The sequence below is a fragment of the Erwinia phyllosphaerae genome (genome assembly GCF_019132875.1).
In the GTDB taxonomy this organism is placed as follows: domain Bacteria; phylum Pseudomonadota; class Gammaproteobacteria; order Enterobacterales; family Enterobacteriaceae; genus Erwinia; species Erwinia phyllosphaerae.
On record NZ_JAHSPF010000001.1, the window covers coordinates 294093 to 310928 of the forward strand.

12 protein-coding genes and 1 pseudogene are annotated in these 16836 nt (G+C 56.9%); 6 read left to right on the top strand and 7 right to left on the bottom strand.

The features are described from left to right. Positions 1 to 12: 12 nt before the first annotated feature. Positions 13 to 6255 (bottom strand): amino acid adenylation domain-containing protein, encoded by a 6243-nt coding sequence (locus KUE00_RS01295; RefSeq protein WP_343215866.1) that lies wholly within the window; start codon positions 6253 to 6255, stop codon positions 13 to 15. Positions 6256 to 7248: 993 nt separating this feature from the next. Here KUE00_RS01295 and KUE00_RS01300 point away from each other — a divergent pair. Then, positions 7249 to 7479, top strand: a complete 231-nt coding sequence (locus KUE00_RS01300) for a hypothetical protein (RefSeq protein WP_246757685.1) — start codon at positions 7249 to 7251, stop codon at positions 7477 to 7479. A gap of 154 nt (positions 7480 to 7633) precedes the next feature. On the opposite strand, the gene KUE00_RS01305 is transcribed toward KUE00_RS01300, so the two are convergent. Further along, positions 7634 to 7876, bottom strand: a complete 243-nt coding sequence (locus KUE00_RS01305; RefSeq protein ID WP_414148533.1) for a DUF2543 family protein — start codon at positions 7874 to 7876, stop codon at positions 7634 to 7636. Positions 7877 to 8042: 166 nt separating this feature from the next. Here KUE00_RS01305 and KUE00_RS01310 point away from each other — a divergent pair, with 166 nt between their 5' ends. Next, positions 8043 to 8741, top strand: a complete 699-nt coding sequence (locus KUE00_RS01310) for an RluA family pseudouridine synthase (RefSeq protein ID WP_246757687.1) — start codon at positions 8043 to 8045, stop codon at positions 8739 to 8741. A 179-nt stretch (positions 8742 to 8920) separates the two neighbouring features. Here the strand turns inward: KUE00_RS01310 and KUE00_RS01315 are convergent, their stop codons facing one another. The 4 genes from KUE00_RS01315 to KUE00_RS01330 all read right to left on the bottom strand — a co-directional run bounded on the left by KUE00_RS01315 (position 8921) and on the right by KUE00_RS01330 (position 12571). Beyond that, positions 8921 to 9460: a DUF2058 domain-containing protein gene (locus tag KUE00_RS01315; protein ID WP_246757688.1), complete on the bottom strand. Its 540-nt coding sequence runs from the start codon at positions 9458 to 9460 to the stop codon at positions 8921 to 8923. Between the two features lie 56 nt (positions 9461 to 9516). Beyond that, positions 9517 to 9999 carry a cold-shock protein gene (locus KUE00_RS01320; RefSeq protein ID WP_246757689.1) on the bottom strand — a complete coding sequence of 161 codons (483 nt, stop codon included), beginning with the start codon at positions 9997 to 9999 and terminating at the stop codon, positions 9517 to 9519. A 257-nt stretch (positions 10000 to 10256) separates the two neighbouring features. Next, positions 10257 to 10598, bottom strand: a complete 342-nt coding sequence (locus KUE00_RS01325; RefSeq protein WP_246757690.1) for a hypothetical protein — start codon at positions 10596 to 10598, stop codon at positions 10257 to 10259. Between the two features lie 176 nt (positions 10599 to 10774). Next, positions 10775 to 12571 (bottom strand): DNA/RNA non-specific endonuclease, encoded by a 1797-nt coding sequence (locus KUE00_RS01330; protein ID WP_246757691.1) that lies wholly within the window; start codon positions 12569 to 12571, stop codon positions 10775 to 10777. 246 nt (positions 12572 to 12817) lie between these two features. On the opposite strand from KUE00_RS01330, the pseudogene KUE00_RS01335 reads away from it, so the two are divergent. Beyond that, positions 12818 to 13369 (top strand): annotated as a pseudogene (locus KUE00_RS01335) (UPF0149 family protein); the annotation flags it as partial. Between the two features lie 93 nt (positions 13370 to 13462). Here the strand turns inward: KUE00_RS01335 and KUE00_RS01340 are convergent. After that, positions 13463 to 13642 carry a hypothetical protein gene (locus tag KUE00_RS01340; protein ID WP_246757693.1) on the bottom strand — a complete coding sequence of 60 codons (180 nt, stop codon included), beginning with the start codon at positions 13640 to 13642 and terminating at the stop codon, positions 13463 to 13465. 175 nt (positions 13643 to 13817) lie between these two features. On the opposite strand from KUE00_RS01340, the gene KUE00_RS01345 reads away from it, so the two are divergent. The 3 genes from KUE00_RS01345 to KUE00_RS01355 all read left to right on the top strand — a co-directional run bounded on the left by KUE00_RS01345 (position 13818) and on the right by KUE00_RS01355 (position 16806). After that, positions 13818 to 14480, top strand: coding sequence for a TetR/AcrR family transcriptional regulator (locus tag KUE00_RS01345; protein WP_246757694.1), 663 nt, complete (start codon positions 13818 to 13820; stop codon positions 14478 to 14480). 122 nt (positions 14481 to 14602) lie between these two features. After that, positions 14603 to 15991, top strand: a complete 1389-nt coding sequence (locus tag KUE00_RS01350) for a D-arabinono-1,4-lactone oxidase (RefSeq protein WP_246757695.1) — start codon at positions 14603 to 14605, stop codon at positions 15989 to 15991. Further along, on the top strand, positions 15988 to 16806 hold the full coding sequence (locus tag KUE00_RS01355; RefSeq protein ID WP_246757696.1) for a glycosyltransferase family 8 protein: 819 nt from the start codon (positions 15988 to 15990) through the stop codon (positions 16804 to 16806). The genes KUE00_RS01350 and KUE00_RS01355 overlap by 4 nt, the downstream gene beginning before the upstream one ends. Positions 16807 to 16836 lie beyond the last annotated feature (30 nt).

Here is a 16836-nt window from a genome sequence, read left to right on the forward strand (position 1 = left end):
AAAATGGGTCGTTCATTTTTGACGACGTCGTGATGGCAGAAGCGGTGCGGAGTCGCTGGTCTGTCGCTCCCCGTGACGTTCTTCCTGCCGCAGAGCCGTTATCTTCGCGGCCACGCCTGCAACCGTGCCCGCTTCAAAAATCGTTCGCAGGGGAAGCTCAACGCCATACAGCTCGCGCAGGCGAAAAAGTGCCTGGGTCGCCAGAATGGAATCGCCGCCCGTTTCTAAAAAGCTTTGATGACGCCCGATACCGGACAGCCCAAGCACGCTGCTTAACAGCTCTGCGATTTCCCGCTCAAGGCTGGACTGATAGCCTTCTTCGTTCTGCGCCACGGCGATTTCCGGCTTCGGCAACGCCTTACGATCCAGCTTGCCGTGGGCCGTCAGCGGCAGCTGCGCCAGCGGCATGATCACCGCAGGCACCATGTGCTCCGGCAGCGTCGCCGACAGCGCCCCGCGCAGCGCCTGCGGCCCCTCGCCGCCCACCACGTAGGCCACCAGCCGCGGCTGGCCCTGCGCCGGGGTATCCAGCAGCACCGCCGCGTCGCGGACCCCCGCCTGCGCCCGCAGCGCCGCCTCGATTTCGCCCGGCTCGATGCGGTAGCCGCGCAGCTTCAGCTGCTGGTCCGCACGTCCCTGGTACACCAGCCGGCCGTCCGGCCGGCGGCGCGCCAGGTCACCCGAGCGGTAAAGCCGCGCTCCCGGCGCGCCGTACGGGTCCGGCACGAAGCGCTGCGCCGTCAGCGCCGCCCGGCCCAGATAGCCCCGCGTCACGCCCGCGCCGCCCACGTACATCTCGCCCGTTACCCCCGCCGGCACCGGCTCGCCGTAGCGGTCCAGCACCTGCACGTGTAAATCCGCCAGCGGCGCGCCTATCACGCTGCCCTGCGCCATGCTTTCTGCGGTCAGCGTATATTCGGTGACGTGCACCGTGGTTTCGGTGATGCCGTACATGTTCACCAGCCGCACCCGCTCGCCGTGCTGCGCGAACCACGGCGCCAGGCTGCCCGGCTCCAGCGCCTCGCCGCCAAACAGCACCAGCCGCAGCGCCGCAAAGTCCCGCCCGGCCGATACCGCCGTCAGCTGGCGGAAGGCCGCCGGCGTCTGGCTCAGCACGCTCACCGACTCCGCCTCCAGCAGCTGCGCAAAACGCTCCGGGTCGCGGCTGCTCAGATAAGGCACCACCACCAGCCGCCCGCCGTGCAGCAGCGCGCCCCAGATTTCCCACACCGAGAAGTCGAACGCGTAGGAGTGGAACAGGGTCCAGATATCCGACTCGTTAAAGCCGTAGTGCTCCGTGGCGGTAAACAGCCGCACCACGCTGGCGTGGCTGACCACGCAGCCCTTCGGCTGCCCGGTGGAGCCGGAGGTGTAGATAACGTAGGCGGCCTGCTGCGGATGCAGCGCGCGCGGCGGGGCCTGGTGGTGTGAAACACCGTCCGCTGCAAGGCTTACCGCCTGCACGTCCAGCCCGGCCAGCGCCGCCAGGCCCGTGTCGTCGGCCACCGCCAGCCGGATACCGCTGTCGGCGGCCAGGAAGGCGAGGCGCTCGGCAGGATAAACCGGGTCCAGCGGCACGTACGCGCCGCCCGCCTTGAGGATACCGAGGATACCCACCAGCAGGCCGGGGCCGCGCCCGACGCTCAGGCCCACCAGGCTTTCGTGCGGCCCGCTGCCGACGCCCTGCTCGCGCAGCCGCCAGGCCAGCGCGTTAGCCGCGCTGTCGAGGGCCGCATAGGTCAGCCGCTCGCCCTCGTAGCTGATCGCCACCCGATCGGCATAGCGCGCTGCGGCTGACTCAAACTGCGTGCACAGGTCGAAAACGGGTTCCGGCGATGCGTCAGGTACGCGCGGTAACGCTTCAGGGCGAAGGCTGCTATACCACGGGCCCTCTGAGTCGTTGGCAATGGCCTCTGTCGCCCGCAGCACATACTCGCCAAACTGCTCTACCTGCCATGCGGGTACCACCGCAGGATCGGCAACCAGCGTCAGCTCCAGCGAGGCGTCAAACGGATCCTGCGAATACTGCGCCAGCAGCGGGAAATCGGTTTCTTCGAAAATTTCAACATCGACGACCTGGAAATCCGCCAGGTCAGGCAGGCTGTTATAGATATGGAAGTGAATATAATTAAAGCTGACGTTATAGAGCTGTCCGCTGCCGTTCAGCGGCTTGATTACCGCGGCGGGCAGGCGGCGTATTGCCTGAATCGCCTGCTCTTCGGCGGCGATGCTTTTTATCAGCGCATTCCAGCTGACCGGCGGCAACGCCATGCTGAACGGCAGGGTGTTAAGGAATAAACCGACTGCCTTATCCGCGCCCGCCGGGCGACCGTGGGTGACGTAGCCCGTCGTCGTAACTTCACCGCCGGTGACTTTTGCCAGCGCGCTCAGGTGGGCCGTCAGCAAGACGATTTTTAACGGGATAGCCAGATCCGTGGCGCGCTGTTTAAGCTTGCTGGTTAAATCGTCGGGCAGGCGGAAAGCCCGGCGCTGAACCTGTCGCGTGGCCGGTAGCTCAGCCACGTTATCGTTACCCAGCAACGTTGGCGCGACGTCGGCTACTCGCTCACGCCAGCTGGACACCAGCTGCTCGTCGGCCTCGGCTTTGCGTTCCAGCGCCACGAAAGCCGTATTGGCTGCGGTATCTGAGCGTGCGGTTTTTGCCTCGGTGCCGGTCACCCGGTGGATTAAACTGCTGAGCAGCGTAGCCACGCTCCAGCCATCGAAAATCGCGTGGTGAAAATCCAGCGTCAGCTGTAGCTCGTCATCGCTATGGCGATGCAGGCTCACGCGAAACATGCGCCCTTTGGCCGGATCGAAACGGTAAGATTTGCTTTGCGCGATAAAATCATCAATCGCCTGCCGCCGCTGTTCCGTTTCCAGCTGACGCAGATCGACGATTTGATAATCAATGTCGGCGGTCGCATGCACAACCTGTAGCGGCTCGCTGTAGCCTGTCCAGTGGAAAGAGGTTCTTAAAGGCGTATGCGAAGCGGGGAGCTGCTCAAAGGCACGACGCCACGCGTGTTCGTTCCACGGCATGCGCAGTCGGAAAGTAAAGACGTCATGGAAAATCGCGCCCTCTTCGGCCAGCGTAGAGTGAAACAGCATTCCGGCCTGTAGCCTGGATAAAGGAAAAGCATCGTCAACGTTATCCGGCAGCCGTGCGCGATCTTCGGCTGACAGCAGGCTAAAAGGTAGTGTCAGACTTTCATCATCGGCTACGACAGGCGCGTTTTGCGCCCCGGCGGCAATTTTTCGGATATGCTGCCCGGCTAAAAAGCCTTCTATCGTAATGTTAATACCCACTGCTCTGGCTCGCGAAACCACCTGTAGCGAACTGATGCTGTCGCCGCCCAGCGTGAAGAAGTTGTCGTCGATGCCCGGCTCCGGAACAGACAGCACCTCGCTCCAGATGGTAGCCAGGGCTTTTTCCACCCCGGTACGCGCTTCGCCACCCGCCGATACCGTGACTTCCGGCTTCGGCAGCGCCTTTCGGTCAAGCTTGCCGTGGGCCGTCAGCGGCAGCTGCGCCAGCGGCATAATCACCGCGGGCACCATGTGCTCCGGCAGCGTTGCCGACAGCGCCCCGCGCAGCGCCTGCGGCCCCTCGCCGCCCACCACGTAGGCCACCAGACGCGGCTGGCCCTGCGCCGGGGTATCCAGCAGCACCGCCGCGTCGCGGACCCCCGCCTGCGCCCGCAGCGCCGCCTCGATTTCGCCCGGCTCGATGCGGTAGCCGCGCAGCTTCAGCTGCTGGTCCGCCCGTCCCTGGTACACCAGCCGGCCGTCCGTCCGGCGGCGCGCCAGGTCACCCGAGCGGTAAAGCCGCGCCCCCGGCGCGCCGTACGGGTCCGGCACGAAGCGCTGCGCCGTCAGCGCCGCCCGGCCCAGATAGCCCCGCGTCACGCCCGCGCCGCCCACGTACATCTCGCCCGTTACCCCCGCCGGTACCGGCTCGCCGTAGCGGTCCAGCACCTGCACGTGCAAATCCGCCAGCGGCGCGCCTATCACGCTGCCCTGCGCCATGCTTTCTGCCGTCAGCGTGTATTCGGTGACGTGCACCGTGGTTTCGGTGATGCCGTACATGTTCACCAGCCGCACCCGCTCGCCGTGCTGCGCGAACCACGGCGCCAGGCTGCCCGGCTCCAGCGCCTCGCCGCCAAACAGCACCAGCCGCAGCGCCGCAAAGTCGCGCCCGGCCGATACCGCCGTCAGCTGGCGGAAGGCCGCCGGGGTCTGGCTCAGCACGCTCACCGACTCCGCCTCCAGCAGCTGCGCAAAACGTTCCGGGTCGCGGCTGCTCAGATAAGGCACCACCACCAGCCGCCCGCCGTGCAGCAGCGCGCCCCAGATTTCCCACACCGAGAAGTCGAACGCGTAGGAGTGGAACAGGGTCCAGACGTCCGACCCGCTAAAGCCGTAGTGCTCCGTGGCGGTAAACAGCCGCACCACGCTGGCGTGGCTGACCACGCAGCCCTTCGGCTGCCCGGTGGAGCCGGAGGTGTAGATAACGTAGGCGGCCTGCTGCGGATGCAGCGCGCGCGGCGGGGCCTGGTGGTGTGAAACACCGTCCGCTGAAAGGCTTACCGCCTGCACGTCCAGCCCGGCCAGCGCCGCCAGGCCCGTGTCGTCGGCCACCGCCAGCCGGATACCGCTGTCGGCAGTCAGGAAGGCAAGGCGCTCGGCGGGATAAACCGGGTCCAGCGGCACGTACGCGCCGCCCGCCTTGAGGATGCCGAGGATACCCACCAGCAGGCCGGGGCCGCGCCCGACGCTCAGGCCCACCAGGCTTTCGTGCGGCCCGCTGCCGACGCCCTGCTCGCGCAGCCGCCAGGCCAGCGCGTTAGCCGCGCTGTCGAGCGCCGCATAGGTCAGCCGCTCGCCCTCGCAGCTGATCGCCACCCGATCGGCATAGCGCGCTGCGGCTGACTCAAACTGCGTACAAAGATCGGTCGTCACCGTTGGCAGGAGGGATAACGCTTTGCCCGGATTAGCCTGATGACTAATCAGCAGCTGGCGGTCGGGAAATGCAACAGAGTTAGCCAGAATATTTTTAAATTCTGCAAATACCTGCTCAATGTCCATTTCACTGAATGCGGAAACGTTGTAGTCGATATCAATTTTTAACGGTTTTTCAACGTCGTAATCGCGAATAAATAGCTTGAGCGGGTAATCCTGAGAGAAGCCGGATAAAACGGTGAGCCGGGTATCCGTTCCCTCATAAATCGCACTGTAATCGTGCTTTTCATAAGAAAGGCTTGCTTCATAGGATATTCCTCCCTTAAGCAGCTGATGCGCCGGGAAACGCTGATGGCGATAGTCAGATTTCAGCAGGGAATGAATATTTTTTAACAGCGAGTTAAAAGTATCGCTGTTGCGTCTTTTCAGCCGAAACGGCAGAACGTTGGCAAACAATCCAAACGTCTGTTTAGCGCGGGCTGACCGCCGATTAAGAACAGGTAAACCGATAACAATATCGTCAACGCCAAAGGTGCGGAAAAGAAAGGTGGCCGTAATACCGATCAACGCCTGAAAAAGCGTGCCGTCGGAGCGGAGCGCAAGCTCCTGTAGCTTTTCACGATGCCCGTTATCCAGCGTGAAGGAATAGCGTTTGGCTGCGACATCACGGCATCCCTGCGGGAAAAGCGCGGTGTCATAATCCGCTAATCTTTTCTGCCAGTACATCCGATCGGCGGCAAACAGGCGGGAATTTTTATAATTCCGCTCATCGGCGATCTGCTCCTGATGGCTCAATGGCAACATATCGCGCCCGGATCCAGCCAGCACAGGCTCGTTATAAAAAGCCGCTAATTGCTGATAAATCAGGGAGGTTGCCCAGCCATCGTAGGCTAAATGATGATAAATCCCCACCATCAGATGCCGATCTTCTGCAAGACGTATCAGCGTATGGCGCAGCAGAGCCGTTTCTCCGTCGAAAGGAAATACCTGCCGTAGACGCTGCTCAATAAGGGAAATGGCGGACTGGAAAGGATCGTCGTGGCTGGAGAGATCCAGCACTTCCAGAGGCAAAGTGTCGTGCTCAAGCGTGACAAACTCGGGTTCCCAGCCCGCCATCGACAAAGCCGAACGCAGTGCTGGATCGCTTTTTACGGCTCGATCGGCTGCCCGCATTCGCTGCTCGTCAAGAGGGCCTCTGATATCAATCATTGCGCCAATATTAAAAAGAGAAGCTAATGGATACAATGCTTGCTTGGTAATGACCTCAGACTGTCTGTCGAGCAACATGCACATTTACCCCAGGTTGGGAAACGAAACCGCCGCTAAAGCATTACCCGCACCTTAATTATTAACGGATCTAAACTAAGATCGGAAATGCAAATATCAGCAATATTTATGTGTATTAACGCTAAAGGCCCATAAAACACATAGCCATAGAAATTAATACAGATAAACACCTGTAAATAAAAGACTAATAACGGAATGCACAAGGTACATACTAAAAATTTTCTTAACCATATCAACTCTTACCGGTGGCGTAAAGCGGCCTGAAAAAATAAAAAATCATAAATTTAAATAAATAAACCTCACAGTTACCGACGTTAACATGAGTTAATCCGTACTTTATTCGACGCATTAATTAAGAATCGCTAAAGCCTTACGGCAGGTAAATTGGTACAGGTTTTTGATGAAGGAAATGTGTCAATATAAAAATAAACATAAGAATTAAAGATGAGTTTACCCTCTACTTTAGTACAGTATCCGACGCTATTTTTAGGGGGTGAACCCGCAGCCGGAGGCGGTTTACCCCCTCTGGCAATGACAGATTGCCGGGCCAAACCTGACCCGGTATTTTTTAAGAATTCCCTTAGCAATTTTTTCTGCGTACTCAACGGCTAAATGGCCCCTCTCCACGTTAGCTTTTTCTGCGTTATCGTTACGTTATTACGTAACACAGGCTGCTTTTGAGAACATCGTAGTCTGGGAGCGGGCTTTTTAAGAGGATTATTGCGCGGGGCAGTCACCCGGTGCAGATGAAAGGATTTAAATATCAGTGAGTTAAATACAAAAGGGTTGCAACACTTCATTAAATAAGCCGCTGCTGATGTCCGAATGACGTCGGACAGGGCCGAAAGAGTTCAGCAACGCATTGCCCTCGGCCTTCGCCTGGCAAAGTGTAACCCCAGGTAAAAAAGTTTTAAATTCATGCATTTCTGGCGATCTGGCCGTTGGGATTGACTACGCTTATAAGCGTTCGACCCTTGCCCATTTATTTAAGGAAAAATCATGAAAAAACTAACAATTATCGCTGTCGCTGCCGGCCTGTTTCTGACCGTGAGCGCGCAGGCTGAAGCAAAAGGCTGCCTGAAGGGAGCAGCCGTGGGTGGCGTAGCGGGTCATGTTGCGCATCATCATGGCGTAGTGGGTGCAGCAGCAGGCTGCGCGGTCGGCCACCACATGGCCAAAAAGAAACAGAAAGAGGCCGACGCTCAGCAGCAGCAGCAGCCACAAAAATAAACGCGAAAAGATCGCATTTAACGGGAAAAAATCCTGTAGGCGGTACTAAAAAAATCGCCGCCTGATAAGCGATAAAAAGCCCGCTTAAAAGCTTAAGCGGGCTTTAAAATTGTTGGCAAAACGCAAAAGGCCGCCTGCTGGCCGCCCCGGTACGCTATTCGTTGCCCCACTGGTTCAGGAAGGTGGCGATTTCATCAATGCGTTCTTCGCTGATACCGGCTTCGCTGGCCATCTCTTGCTGCGCATCCTCGTCGATCTCTTCGTTATTTGCCAGGCGGTCAAGCAATAGCTGGAAATAGCGCGCCACAGGCTCACGCTCCGACTCGCTTACCGGCTTTGTCGATTCTGCCGAATACTCATCTGCGATGTCATAAAATTTGATCGGTACTTCTTTCATTAGCTGTCCCCGGAAATTTAGGTCTGTTTGGGCGTTGCCCATAAGGGCTGATGTAAATACTATCACTTTTATTTTATTTTTTTGTTATCCGTGCAGCGCTGCGGCCAGCTCGCCAGCCCGCTGAAAATGGGGTATTATCCGCAGCCCTTCTCCAGACGGCAGCCTGATGTCCACCCTTTTCGATTCCTTTATTGCCCCGCCCTGTTATGAAGAGATAGTCACGCTCTGTCAGGACGAACACCTGCTGCTTATTAACAAGCCTGCCGGGCTGCTCAGCCTTTCCGGAAAAAACCCGCAAAACCTCGATTCGGTGCATTACCGGCTGGTCGCGCTTTTTCCCGGCTGCACGCTGGTTCACCGCCTTGATTTTGGCACCTCCGGATTAATGGTCATTGCCCGCAATAAGGCGATCAATGCCGCTCTCTGCCAGCAGTTCAGCCAGCGCACAGTGAGTAAAGCCTATACCGCGCTGCTTTGCGGACATTTAAAAGACGATGAGGGGGTCATAGAGGCGGCGATAGCCAAAGATCCGGCGCTGTTTCCGCTGATGTCGATTTGCCCGATAAAGGGCAAGCCCGCTCGCTCCCGCTATCGGGTCATTGAGCGCTTTTATCACGAGGCAGAAAATAAGACGCTGTTGCCGCTGTCGCGGGTAGAGCTTATTCCGGAAACCGGGCGCACCCACCAGCTACGCATCCACTGCCAGCAGCTGGGGCACCCTATTTTAGGCTGCGATCTGTATGGCGGTCGCCTGCTGCCGGGAACGGAACAAACGCCGAGGCTGATGTTACACGCCAGCGAGCTGCATTTCGTGCATCCCGTCAGCGGGAAGCTGATTAAAGCCCGCTGCCCCTGCCCGTTCTGACCGCCGCCGAGAGGACTCTTGCTCAGCATGCCGGTTGGAAAACCTGGCGTCGGGGGTTGATTACTGCAATGCCGGTTGGAAACCCTGGCGTCGGGGGTCGCTTACCACAACGCCAGTAAAAAAAATCTGGCGTCAAAGTCACTGACCACAACGCCAGTAAAAAAACCGGCGTTGGTTGCCTACCACATTAAATCATCGGGCACTTTGAAATCTGCGTAAGGATCGTCTTCGTCCTGCTCTTCCTGACTCAGCGCGCTGTTTAATACGATGCTGGTTGCGTCTCGCTGCGCGATTTTATCGGCTACGCTGGCAGGGATAATAGCGTATTCGCTTTCGCCGCTGGCGTTAACCGCCAGGCGAGCAATGGCAAGGCGACCGTTAATCAGCTGCGTTTGCGTCGCCTTATCAACTTCGATTTTTTTAATCAGGTTATTGTCGGTGAAGTTAAAACCTATATTTCCTCTTGAAATATCGATTTTATTCATTTCAATCAGCTGCTTCACCTGCGCCTTGTACTCTTTCGACAGCGCAGCCTGTTTTTGCTGCTCGTTCAGCAACTTATCGCGCTCAAGCTGGGCTTTTTTATTCTCTTCTACCGCTTCTCTTGCCTCACGCGCCTGCACGCGTGATTTTTTGGCCGTTTTCTGAACCTTAGCCATTTTTTTGCTGGTGACTAATCCAGCTTTAAGCATCTGCTCTTGTAGAGTAAGTTTTGTCATCTTCGTTAAACCTGTTGCATGATGGCCGGGATTTTACCGTAACATCCACGTCTGCCTTATTTTCCGAGCAGTTTCACCGTGGCATCCACGTCAATTTCATCTTCCGAAAAGATCAACGTCGTTCCCTGGAAAGTGGTAATCGCCAGTTTTTTCAGCGAGCGCATTTCGCCAGGCTTAGTCTCTGATTTTGGCCGGATGCTGCCCATCAATACGCCTACCGAAAGCACCCCATTTTCTTTATCAATGCGGGTATCGGCCGGAACTTCCTCATGGTAAACCAGGAAAGACTTGATCGCGGTAAGCTTAAGGCGCTCGCCTGCGATATAGATGTATTTGCTTTCCGGCACCACTTTTACCGCATAAGCCGATAAGCCTTTGCTGTTAGTGGTAGGTTCAAACGTGACCGCCGCATCTTTCTTGATCAGATCAGGATTGGCGACCTTAATCACATGAAAATAACGGTTGTCGCCGTTTTCATCTTTGATAAATCCAAAGCCTTTATCTTTAAACCAGGTTGTGATCGTTCCGTTCATCGCCATTGCTGCCCGTATCGTTTATCTACTCAATTTTCGTGACGCGCAGTGTAAAACACAATGCCTGCGCAGACCACGCCTTTGGTTCAGGTCCCGACGAGAAATTTTGCCAGGCGAGGAGATGGCGGCTAATGCCCGTACAACGGTCCGGAGATTTATCTGCTGCTAAACGGTCTTTCCGGCAAGGCCGCCGGTGACGAGTCTGTGCTACCAGCGAACCGGCCACGAAAAGCCTGCTCGCTGGCATGGTTCTCTGTGCCGGATTAACGGGTTGCCGTGTCGTCCAGCTCGTTTAAGACAATCTCTTTTGCCGGCAGCGAGGCGAGCTTGTCCTGATAGTCGGCTGACAGATCGGGCAGGCTGGTAAACTGGCCATCCAGAAAAAGGAAGTCTGTTTTACCGGCAATATCTTCCAGCGCTTCGCTTTCCGTGTTCAGCCCTTCGCCCTTCTCGCTGTTGCCATCCATTAGCCAGGAAATTTTGCCCGCTTCACGGGTAAAGGTTCCCAGATCGACGACGTGGCCATCAATATTCTGGGCAAGGATGTGGCCCTCACAAAGGAATAACAGATAGGGCATGCGGTCCCGCTTGCTGGTTTCAGCCATAGTAATCTCCTGGTCGTTTTCTTTACGCTGACAACGGACAGCGCATTGAGAACATCAAGTATAGGTTCTGATTCTGCCATCCGTTTTAACGGCAACTCAGCACGAGACGGCAGAAGATAACTTTGATTCCTCCATAGCCGCAGATGCTAAGGCTGCCACGGTAGTACGGTGCTGACTTACAGCAGATCCTCCCAGGTCATAACCAGCTTTGCCGGTAGCGGATCGGCCAGCAGCGCGGCGTCCGGCTGCCAGCTGTCCCAGTCGCGAAAAGCGGCAAAGTCGAGACCGGTGAGTTTTTCCAGCGAGCTGACCGTCACGCGATAAGCATCAACGTTGGGCGCGGATTCCGCCTGTGCCTGCGGCAGTATGCGACGCGGCGTGTCGAGCAGCTTATCCTGGCTGACCAGCAATGCCGTCGCCTGCGGCTTGCCCTGGGGGCCGATGCGCAGCACCACCTTCCAGAACATCAGCGGCACCGACCAGTCTGCGTACTGCCTGGCCTGATCGTTCAATACCGGCCCGGTCAGCACGCTGATCTGCTTTTTAGTGACCAGCACGCCATATTCCAGAATATAGCGCTCGACGCCCTGCCAGTACTGCTGGCTCTGATTGAACAGGTAATGCTGCTGCGAGCAGTTGGTAAAGTGGAAGGTATCTTTATTAGCCCGCACCGCTTCGGCTGCGGTTCCCCAGGTAGGATCGCTACGGCGGGTAAGATGGCCGCGATCGAACCAGCGGCTGTACTCGCTATAGAAAGCCTGGCCGGTGACGTAGCGGCTGTCGATGCGGCTGTCTTCGTACCAGCTATCCCCTTCCGGTAGCAGCGAGGGCTGGCCGTTTCCGCGATCGATATTGATATAGCGCGCGCCGTCGATATTAACGGCGCTGAAAAAGGCCAGCCGCCGTTCGGCGTTCATAATCAGTGAAAAATGCTCATAGTTAAGCAGCGCCGCCGTGCCCTTGCTGCCGTCGCGCAACGGAGCCACTTCGGCTGCACGAGGAGCGACAATGTCGGCCAGGTTAATCGGATGTCCGCCCAGAAAATCGGCCTGGAAGCCGTCGCGATTGCCATAGTTGGCGTCCGGTGCGGCTGCGCTGGCTACCGTACGCAGCGGCGTGACGTCAGCGGTTAGCGCCTGCATTAGCTGTGCCTGCATGGCGGCGTCCAGCTGCGGCAGTTCGCCCTTCAGCCAGTCGGTTAATGCGCTGATGCGGATGCCTTCGTTAAGCCATTCGCCATTGCTTTCCACGCTGCCATGATGCAGCGCAACCAGCTGCCAGCTGTCGTTAAAGACCGGCGCGCCGGATGAGCCGCCCTCGGTGTCGGCTTCATAGTGTAAAAACTGTTCGTGACGTGCCAGCAAGGTGTTATTGCGTAGGGTAACCTGCTGCGGCGCGCCGCCGGGATGATGGATCAGATTGAGGCTGATACCCAGCGCATGCTTATCGTTGCGATCGCTCAGGTTAAGAGGAACAGGATTTTCGCCGCTGCCGCTGAGGGCTTCGCCCAGCGCGACCAGCGTACAGTCAAAGCTTTCCGTTGGGCTGGTCAGCCAGAAGCGTTCCGGATCGATACTGTACAGAAGGCCGTCAGCAATTGCGCCCGTTTCGCTCTGGTGATAACCAAACTGTAGGGTGATCGCCCCCTGCTTTGGCGGTTCCGGCAGCAGATGGTGATTGGTAACAAACAGGCCGCCATACGTTAAAAAGCCGCTGCCTTTTGGTACGCCGTCTTCGCGCACCAGCGCCACGGCCCGCGCCGCGCTCAATCCCTGTTGCAAAAAGGAGATCGGTAGCAGATCGTTGGTTTCACCGGTAATAATGCCCTGCCTGGCACGTTGCTGAAAGGCGTAACGCTGGGCGCGTCCTCGATCCGGCTCTGCCTGGCCGCCTTTTTTCAGGGCGGCGCGCGTTTGCTGCCGCTGCTTTGCGGTTAACGTCAGCCGCGAGGCGATTAGCTCTTTGCTTTTCATCCGTTTCTCCGTGGTAAAAGGTAAGCCCCTTTAACCATAGCCGCTGGTGATAAGCATGGTGTGACGGAAAGAATAGCCTGATGAAATTCGGCCCCCCTTTTTTTGCAAAAGTATCATAATTGCAGAGTATGAGCAGACGCGCAGCGGTTTTCAGACTGCGGATAAACCCGGGCATGGCTTTTTTGGTCATCAACGCTGACAATAACATCCCCCGCGCTAATTGACGGACAGATAAGAGGTTATGACATGCAACAAGGACCACTCACGGCCGAAGAACTGGAATGGCTTGACGATATACTGGCGCAGTACGGCACCGACGACGCGGTGCTGGATGCATCTGAGCTGGACGGGCTGTTAACCGCCGTGCTCTCTGCGCCGGAGACCATTTCCCCTGAGCGCCTGCAGGTAATGATCTGGGGGGGCGAAAATCATTTTCCGGCATGGGATACGGTCGATCAGGAGCGCTTTAACGGGCTGGTGACGCAACATCTGAACGATATTGCCGAACGCCTGAAGGATTATCCGGAACAGTTCGAACCGCTTTTCGGCACCAGCAGCGTGGAAGATCTGGAAGTGACTATCGTGGAAGAGTGGTGCATCGGCTATATGCGAGGCGTCGAGCTGAGCGACTGGTCGGCGCTGCCGGAACATTTGCAGCCTGCGCTACACGCCATCGCGCTGCACGGTCGGGAAGAGAATTTTGCCGAGCTGGAAAAGATGACGGCAGAAGAGTTTGAGCAAAGCGTGGAGTCAATCCGTCACGCCGCGCTTGAGCTGGCCGGTAACTGGCCGCTGCACTAGTGACAAAGCCGCGCTGCTGAAGGCGCGGCCTGCAAGGTTAAAGTGCACAGTTCATTCCAGTAGCTGTAGCGCAAGGTCAGGCGATAGCGGTTATTTTTCACCATAGCTCCTTGCGCGCAGCCAGCTGGTTTCAAAGCCGTAAAGCTGGCTGACGGGCAGCAGGGATTCCGTCATCCGGGAGGGATCGGGATACTCTTCCTGCGACACCGGCAGAGAAAGCCAGCCGGAAACAGCACTCATATATTTTCTGAAAGAAGCGAACAGTTTCATAACCTTCTCCTGCGATGCCGAAACAAGAATGCGATAGGGAAGATTTAAACGCAGGCGCGGCCAGGAGGGAAATACCATATTGTTCCGACTTTTGCCGGAAATCGGCTTTAGTTTTTTTATGGTATCCTTGCGGCTTCAGCCGTAAGGCTCTGGATTATGGATTGACTGATTTGCTATGCCCGCTATCGCCAAACGAAAAAACGATCCTGAAGGACTAAAAAAGCGCATTCTTGCCGGTGCACTGGCTACTTTTGCCGAGTTCGGCCTGCAGGGTGCGCGTATGGAACAGATCGCTGACCATGCCGACACCACCAAGCGGATGGTGGTTTACCATTTCGGTAATAAAGAGAACCTTTATATGGCCGTGCTGGAGCAGGTTTACCAGGCTATTCGCCAGCACGAAACCGGACTAAACCTGTCCGAGCTGCCGCCGCGGCTGGCAATGCAGAAACTGGCTGAGGCCAGCTTTGACTATCACCTTTCCCATCCTGATTTTATGCGTCTGGTCTGTAGCGAAAACCTGATGCGCGGCCGCTATATCAGCCAGTCGGCACGGATTAAAGCACTAAACCAGAGCGCGCTCGACGTGCTGGAAGAGATTCTGTCGCGCGGCAAAGCCGCTGGTGTCTTTACCGCTCAGGCCGATACGATTGACGTGCATCGCCTGATCAGCAGCATCTGCACGCATAACGTTTCTAACCGCTACACCTTTAACACCCTGTTTGGCGGTGATGAAAGCGAGCAGCAAAGTATTGCCCGTAACCGCCAGCTGGTCGTCGACGCCACACTGCGCTATTTGTGCCCTGAAGCAGTGCAATCTTGTACAATTAACAAATAAGTTGTACAACTTTTTTAGGGTAACAGCTATTGTTCCAGGGCGATTCAGCTACGCTTATTAAGGTTAATCGCTGAAGAACCCCCGCATTCACTTACTGACAGGCCTTATGCCAGGAGCTGCCAATGGCACGCCATAATCCCGGTTATCCACGCCGTAAGCCGGACATTGAAGAAGGCAAAATAGTGAACTGGGCGCAAAACGCCACGCTGGCGGACAGCCGTGCCGTTAGCGCCCCCCAAACAGAAGAAGAACTCTGCCGTCTCGTTGCTGCCAGCACGGGAAAAATCCGCGTGATGGGCAGCAAAATGTCGCCGGGCCGCATGCTTAAGCTGACGGCAGAGGGCGACACGTTGTTAGACCTTCGTCATCTGCGCGGCCTGATCGCCATGGACGATAACAGTGCGACCTTTGGCGGCAGTACGCCGATGCACGAAATCTATGAAATCCTGACTGCCGAAGGCAAAATGCTGCCCTCTTCGCCCGGCGTTATCGCCTCGCAGACGCTGGCGGGCGCGCTGGCCACCGGTACGCACGGTCAGGGACTGCAGCAAAGCTCTATCGCCGATGAGGCGCTGAGCATCCGCATGGTGCTGGCAGATGGCTCGGTGATGAACTTTGGCCGTAGCCATCCCGATTTTCATGCCGTCCAGTTAGGTATGGGCGTGCTGGGTATCGTTACCCAGGTCACGCTGCGCACTACTGCATCGCTGATTTATACCTGTTTTAAAAACGCGGTCAGCGGCGATACGCTGGAGCAAGACCTGCTGGACTGGAACCATAATTATGCGCTGAGCAAAGCCTGGTGGTTCCCCAATGAAAACCAGGTGCACGTCTGGGCCGCGCGCGAAGCCAATAGCGAAGAAATTGCGCAGTACCAGGCGAATAACCATGACCTGGTGAAGCAGGAAGAGACCAGCGATGCGATGAACGAAACCATCGAGCAAACGCTGGAGCATATGCGTAGCGATACCAAAATCGTTGACGAAAACGGTAAGCCTTTCCGCACCGTGACGCGCTTTAAAGATTTTTCGGACGTTACCGGCGACGTTTATCAGGTTTTTTGTCGCGGTATCGCCACGCCGCAGATCAACGTCGAGATCGGCATTCCGCTGGCACGGGCGGGTGAGGTCATTCGCAAGATCAAAGACTGGCATAGCGAAACGCAGCCGCATATGCACTACCCGATTATTCTGCGCTGTACCGGGCCTTCTGAGAGCTGGCTCAGCCCCTCATATGGCGCGGATACCTGCTTCTTTGGGTTTGTGGTTTATTACGCCGAAGACGGTTCGCTTTCTGAAGAAGGCGTGAGCTTCTTACAGGCGGTTGAAAAGATTTTAGCGGCCGAAGGCGGTCGACCACACTGGGGCAAATATTTTGACGAGGCGCTCTATAACTGGCCGGAAATTTATCCGCAGTGGCAGGCCTTCCGTCAGGCGCGTGAAATCCTTGATCCACAGCAGAAATTTACTAATGCGTTTACCGCAGAACTTTTTGAAGGAGAAGGCCAATGATGGCATGGGCAACCCTGTTAACGCAGCCAGGCTACCTGGCAGGCGTCAGGGCGCTAAACAGATCGCTTAAGAAAAGCGGCAGCCGCTACCCGCTGGTGGTAATGGCCACGGAAAATATCGACGCGCACGCCAGGGAAGTTCTGGAGAAAGAAGGCTGTCTGGTGCGCGAAGTGCAGCCGGTCAGCCCCGACAGCAACCTGCAACAGCACTACGCCAACGCGCGTTTTTCCGAAGTCTGGACCAAGCTGGCGGTCTGGCAGCTTACCGAGTTTGAGCGCATTGTGTTTCTGGATGCCGATATGCTGGTGGTACAGAATATGGATGAGCTGTTCGGGATGCCGCTGGCTGAAGATCAGATCGCCGCCTGCCACGCCTGCCGCTGCAATCCAAATAAAATTGCCAGCTATCCAAAAAGCTGGACGCCGGAAAACTGTTTCTACAGCTACTGTCGCGGCCTGGAGCATACCGAACAGCCGGATGAAGTGGATAACTACCTGAACGGCGGCTTCCTGGTACTGCGACCGGATCGGGCGGTTTATGCGGATATGCTGCAAAAGCTGGCGGCGTTAAACGATCTGTCACGCTATCTGTTTGCCGAGCAGGATTTCCTGAACGACTACTTTCACCAGCGCTGGCAGCCGCTGCCCTACATCTATAACGCGCTGAAAACGCTGCCGTTCCAGCATGCTGCCATGTGGCATCTTTCTGAGGTGAAAAATATTCACTACATTATTGATAAGCCCTGGGAGAAGCAGCCCGACCCCGCTGACCGCTATTACGAGCTCAATAAAATGTGGTGGGATGTTGCTGAGTAACGCTTTAACCGGGTGAGGTTCCTCGCCCGT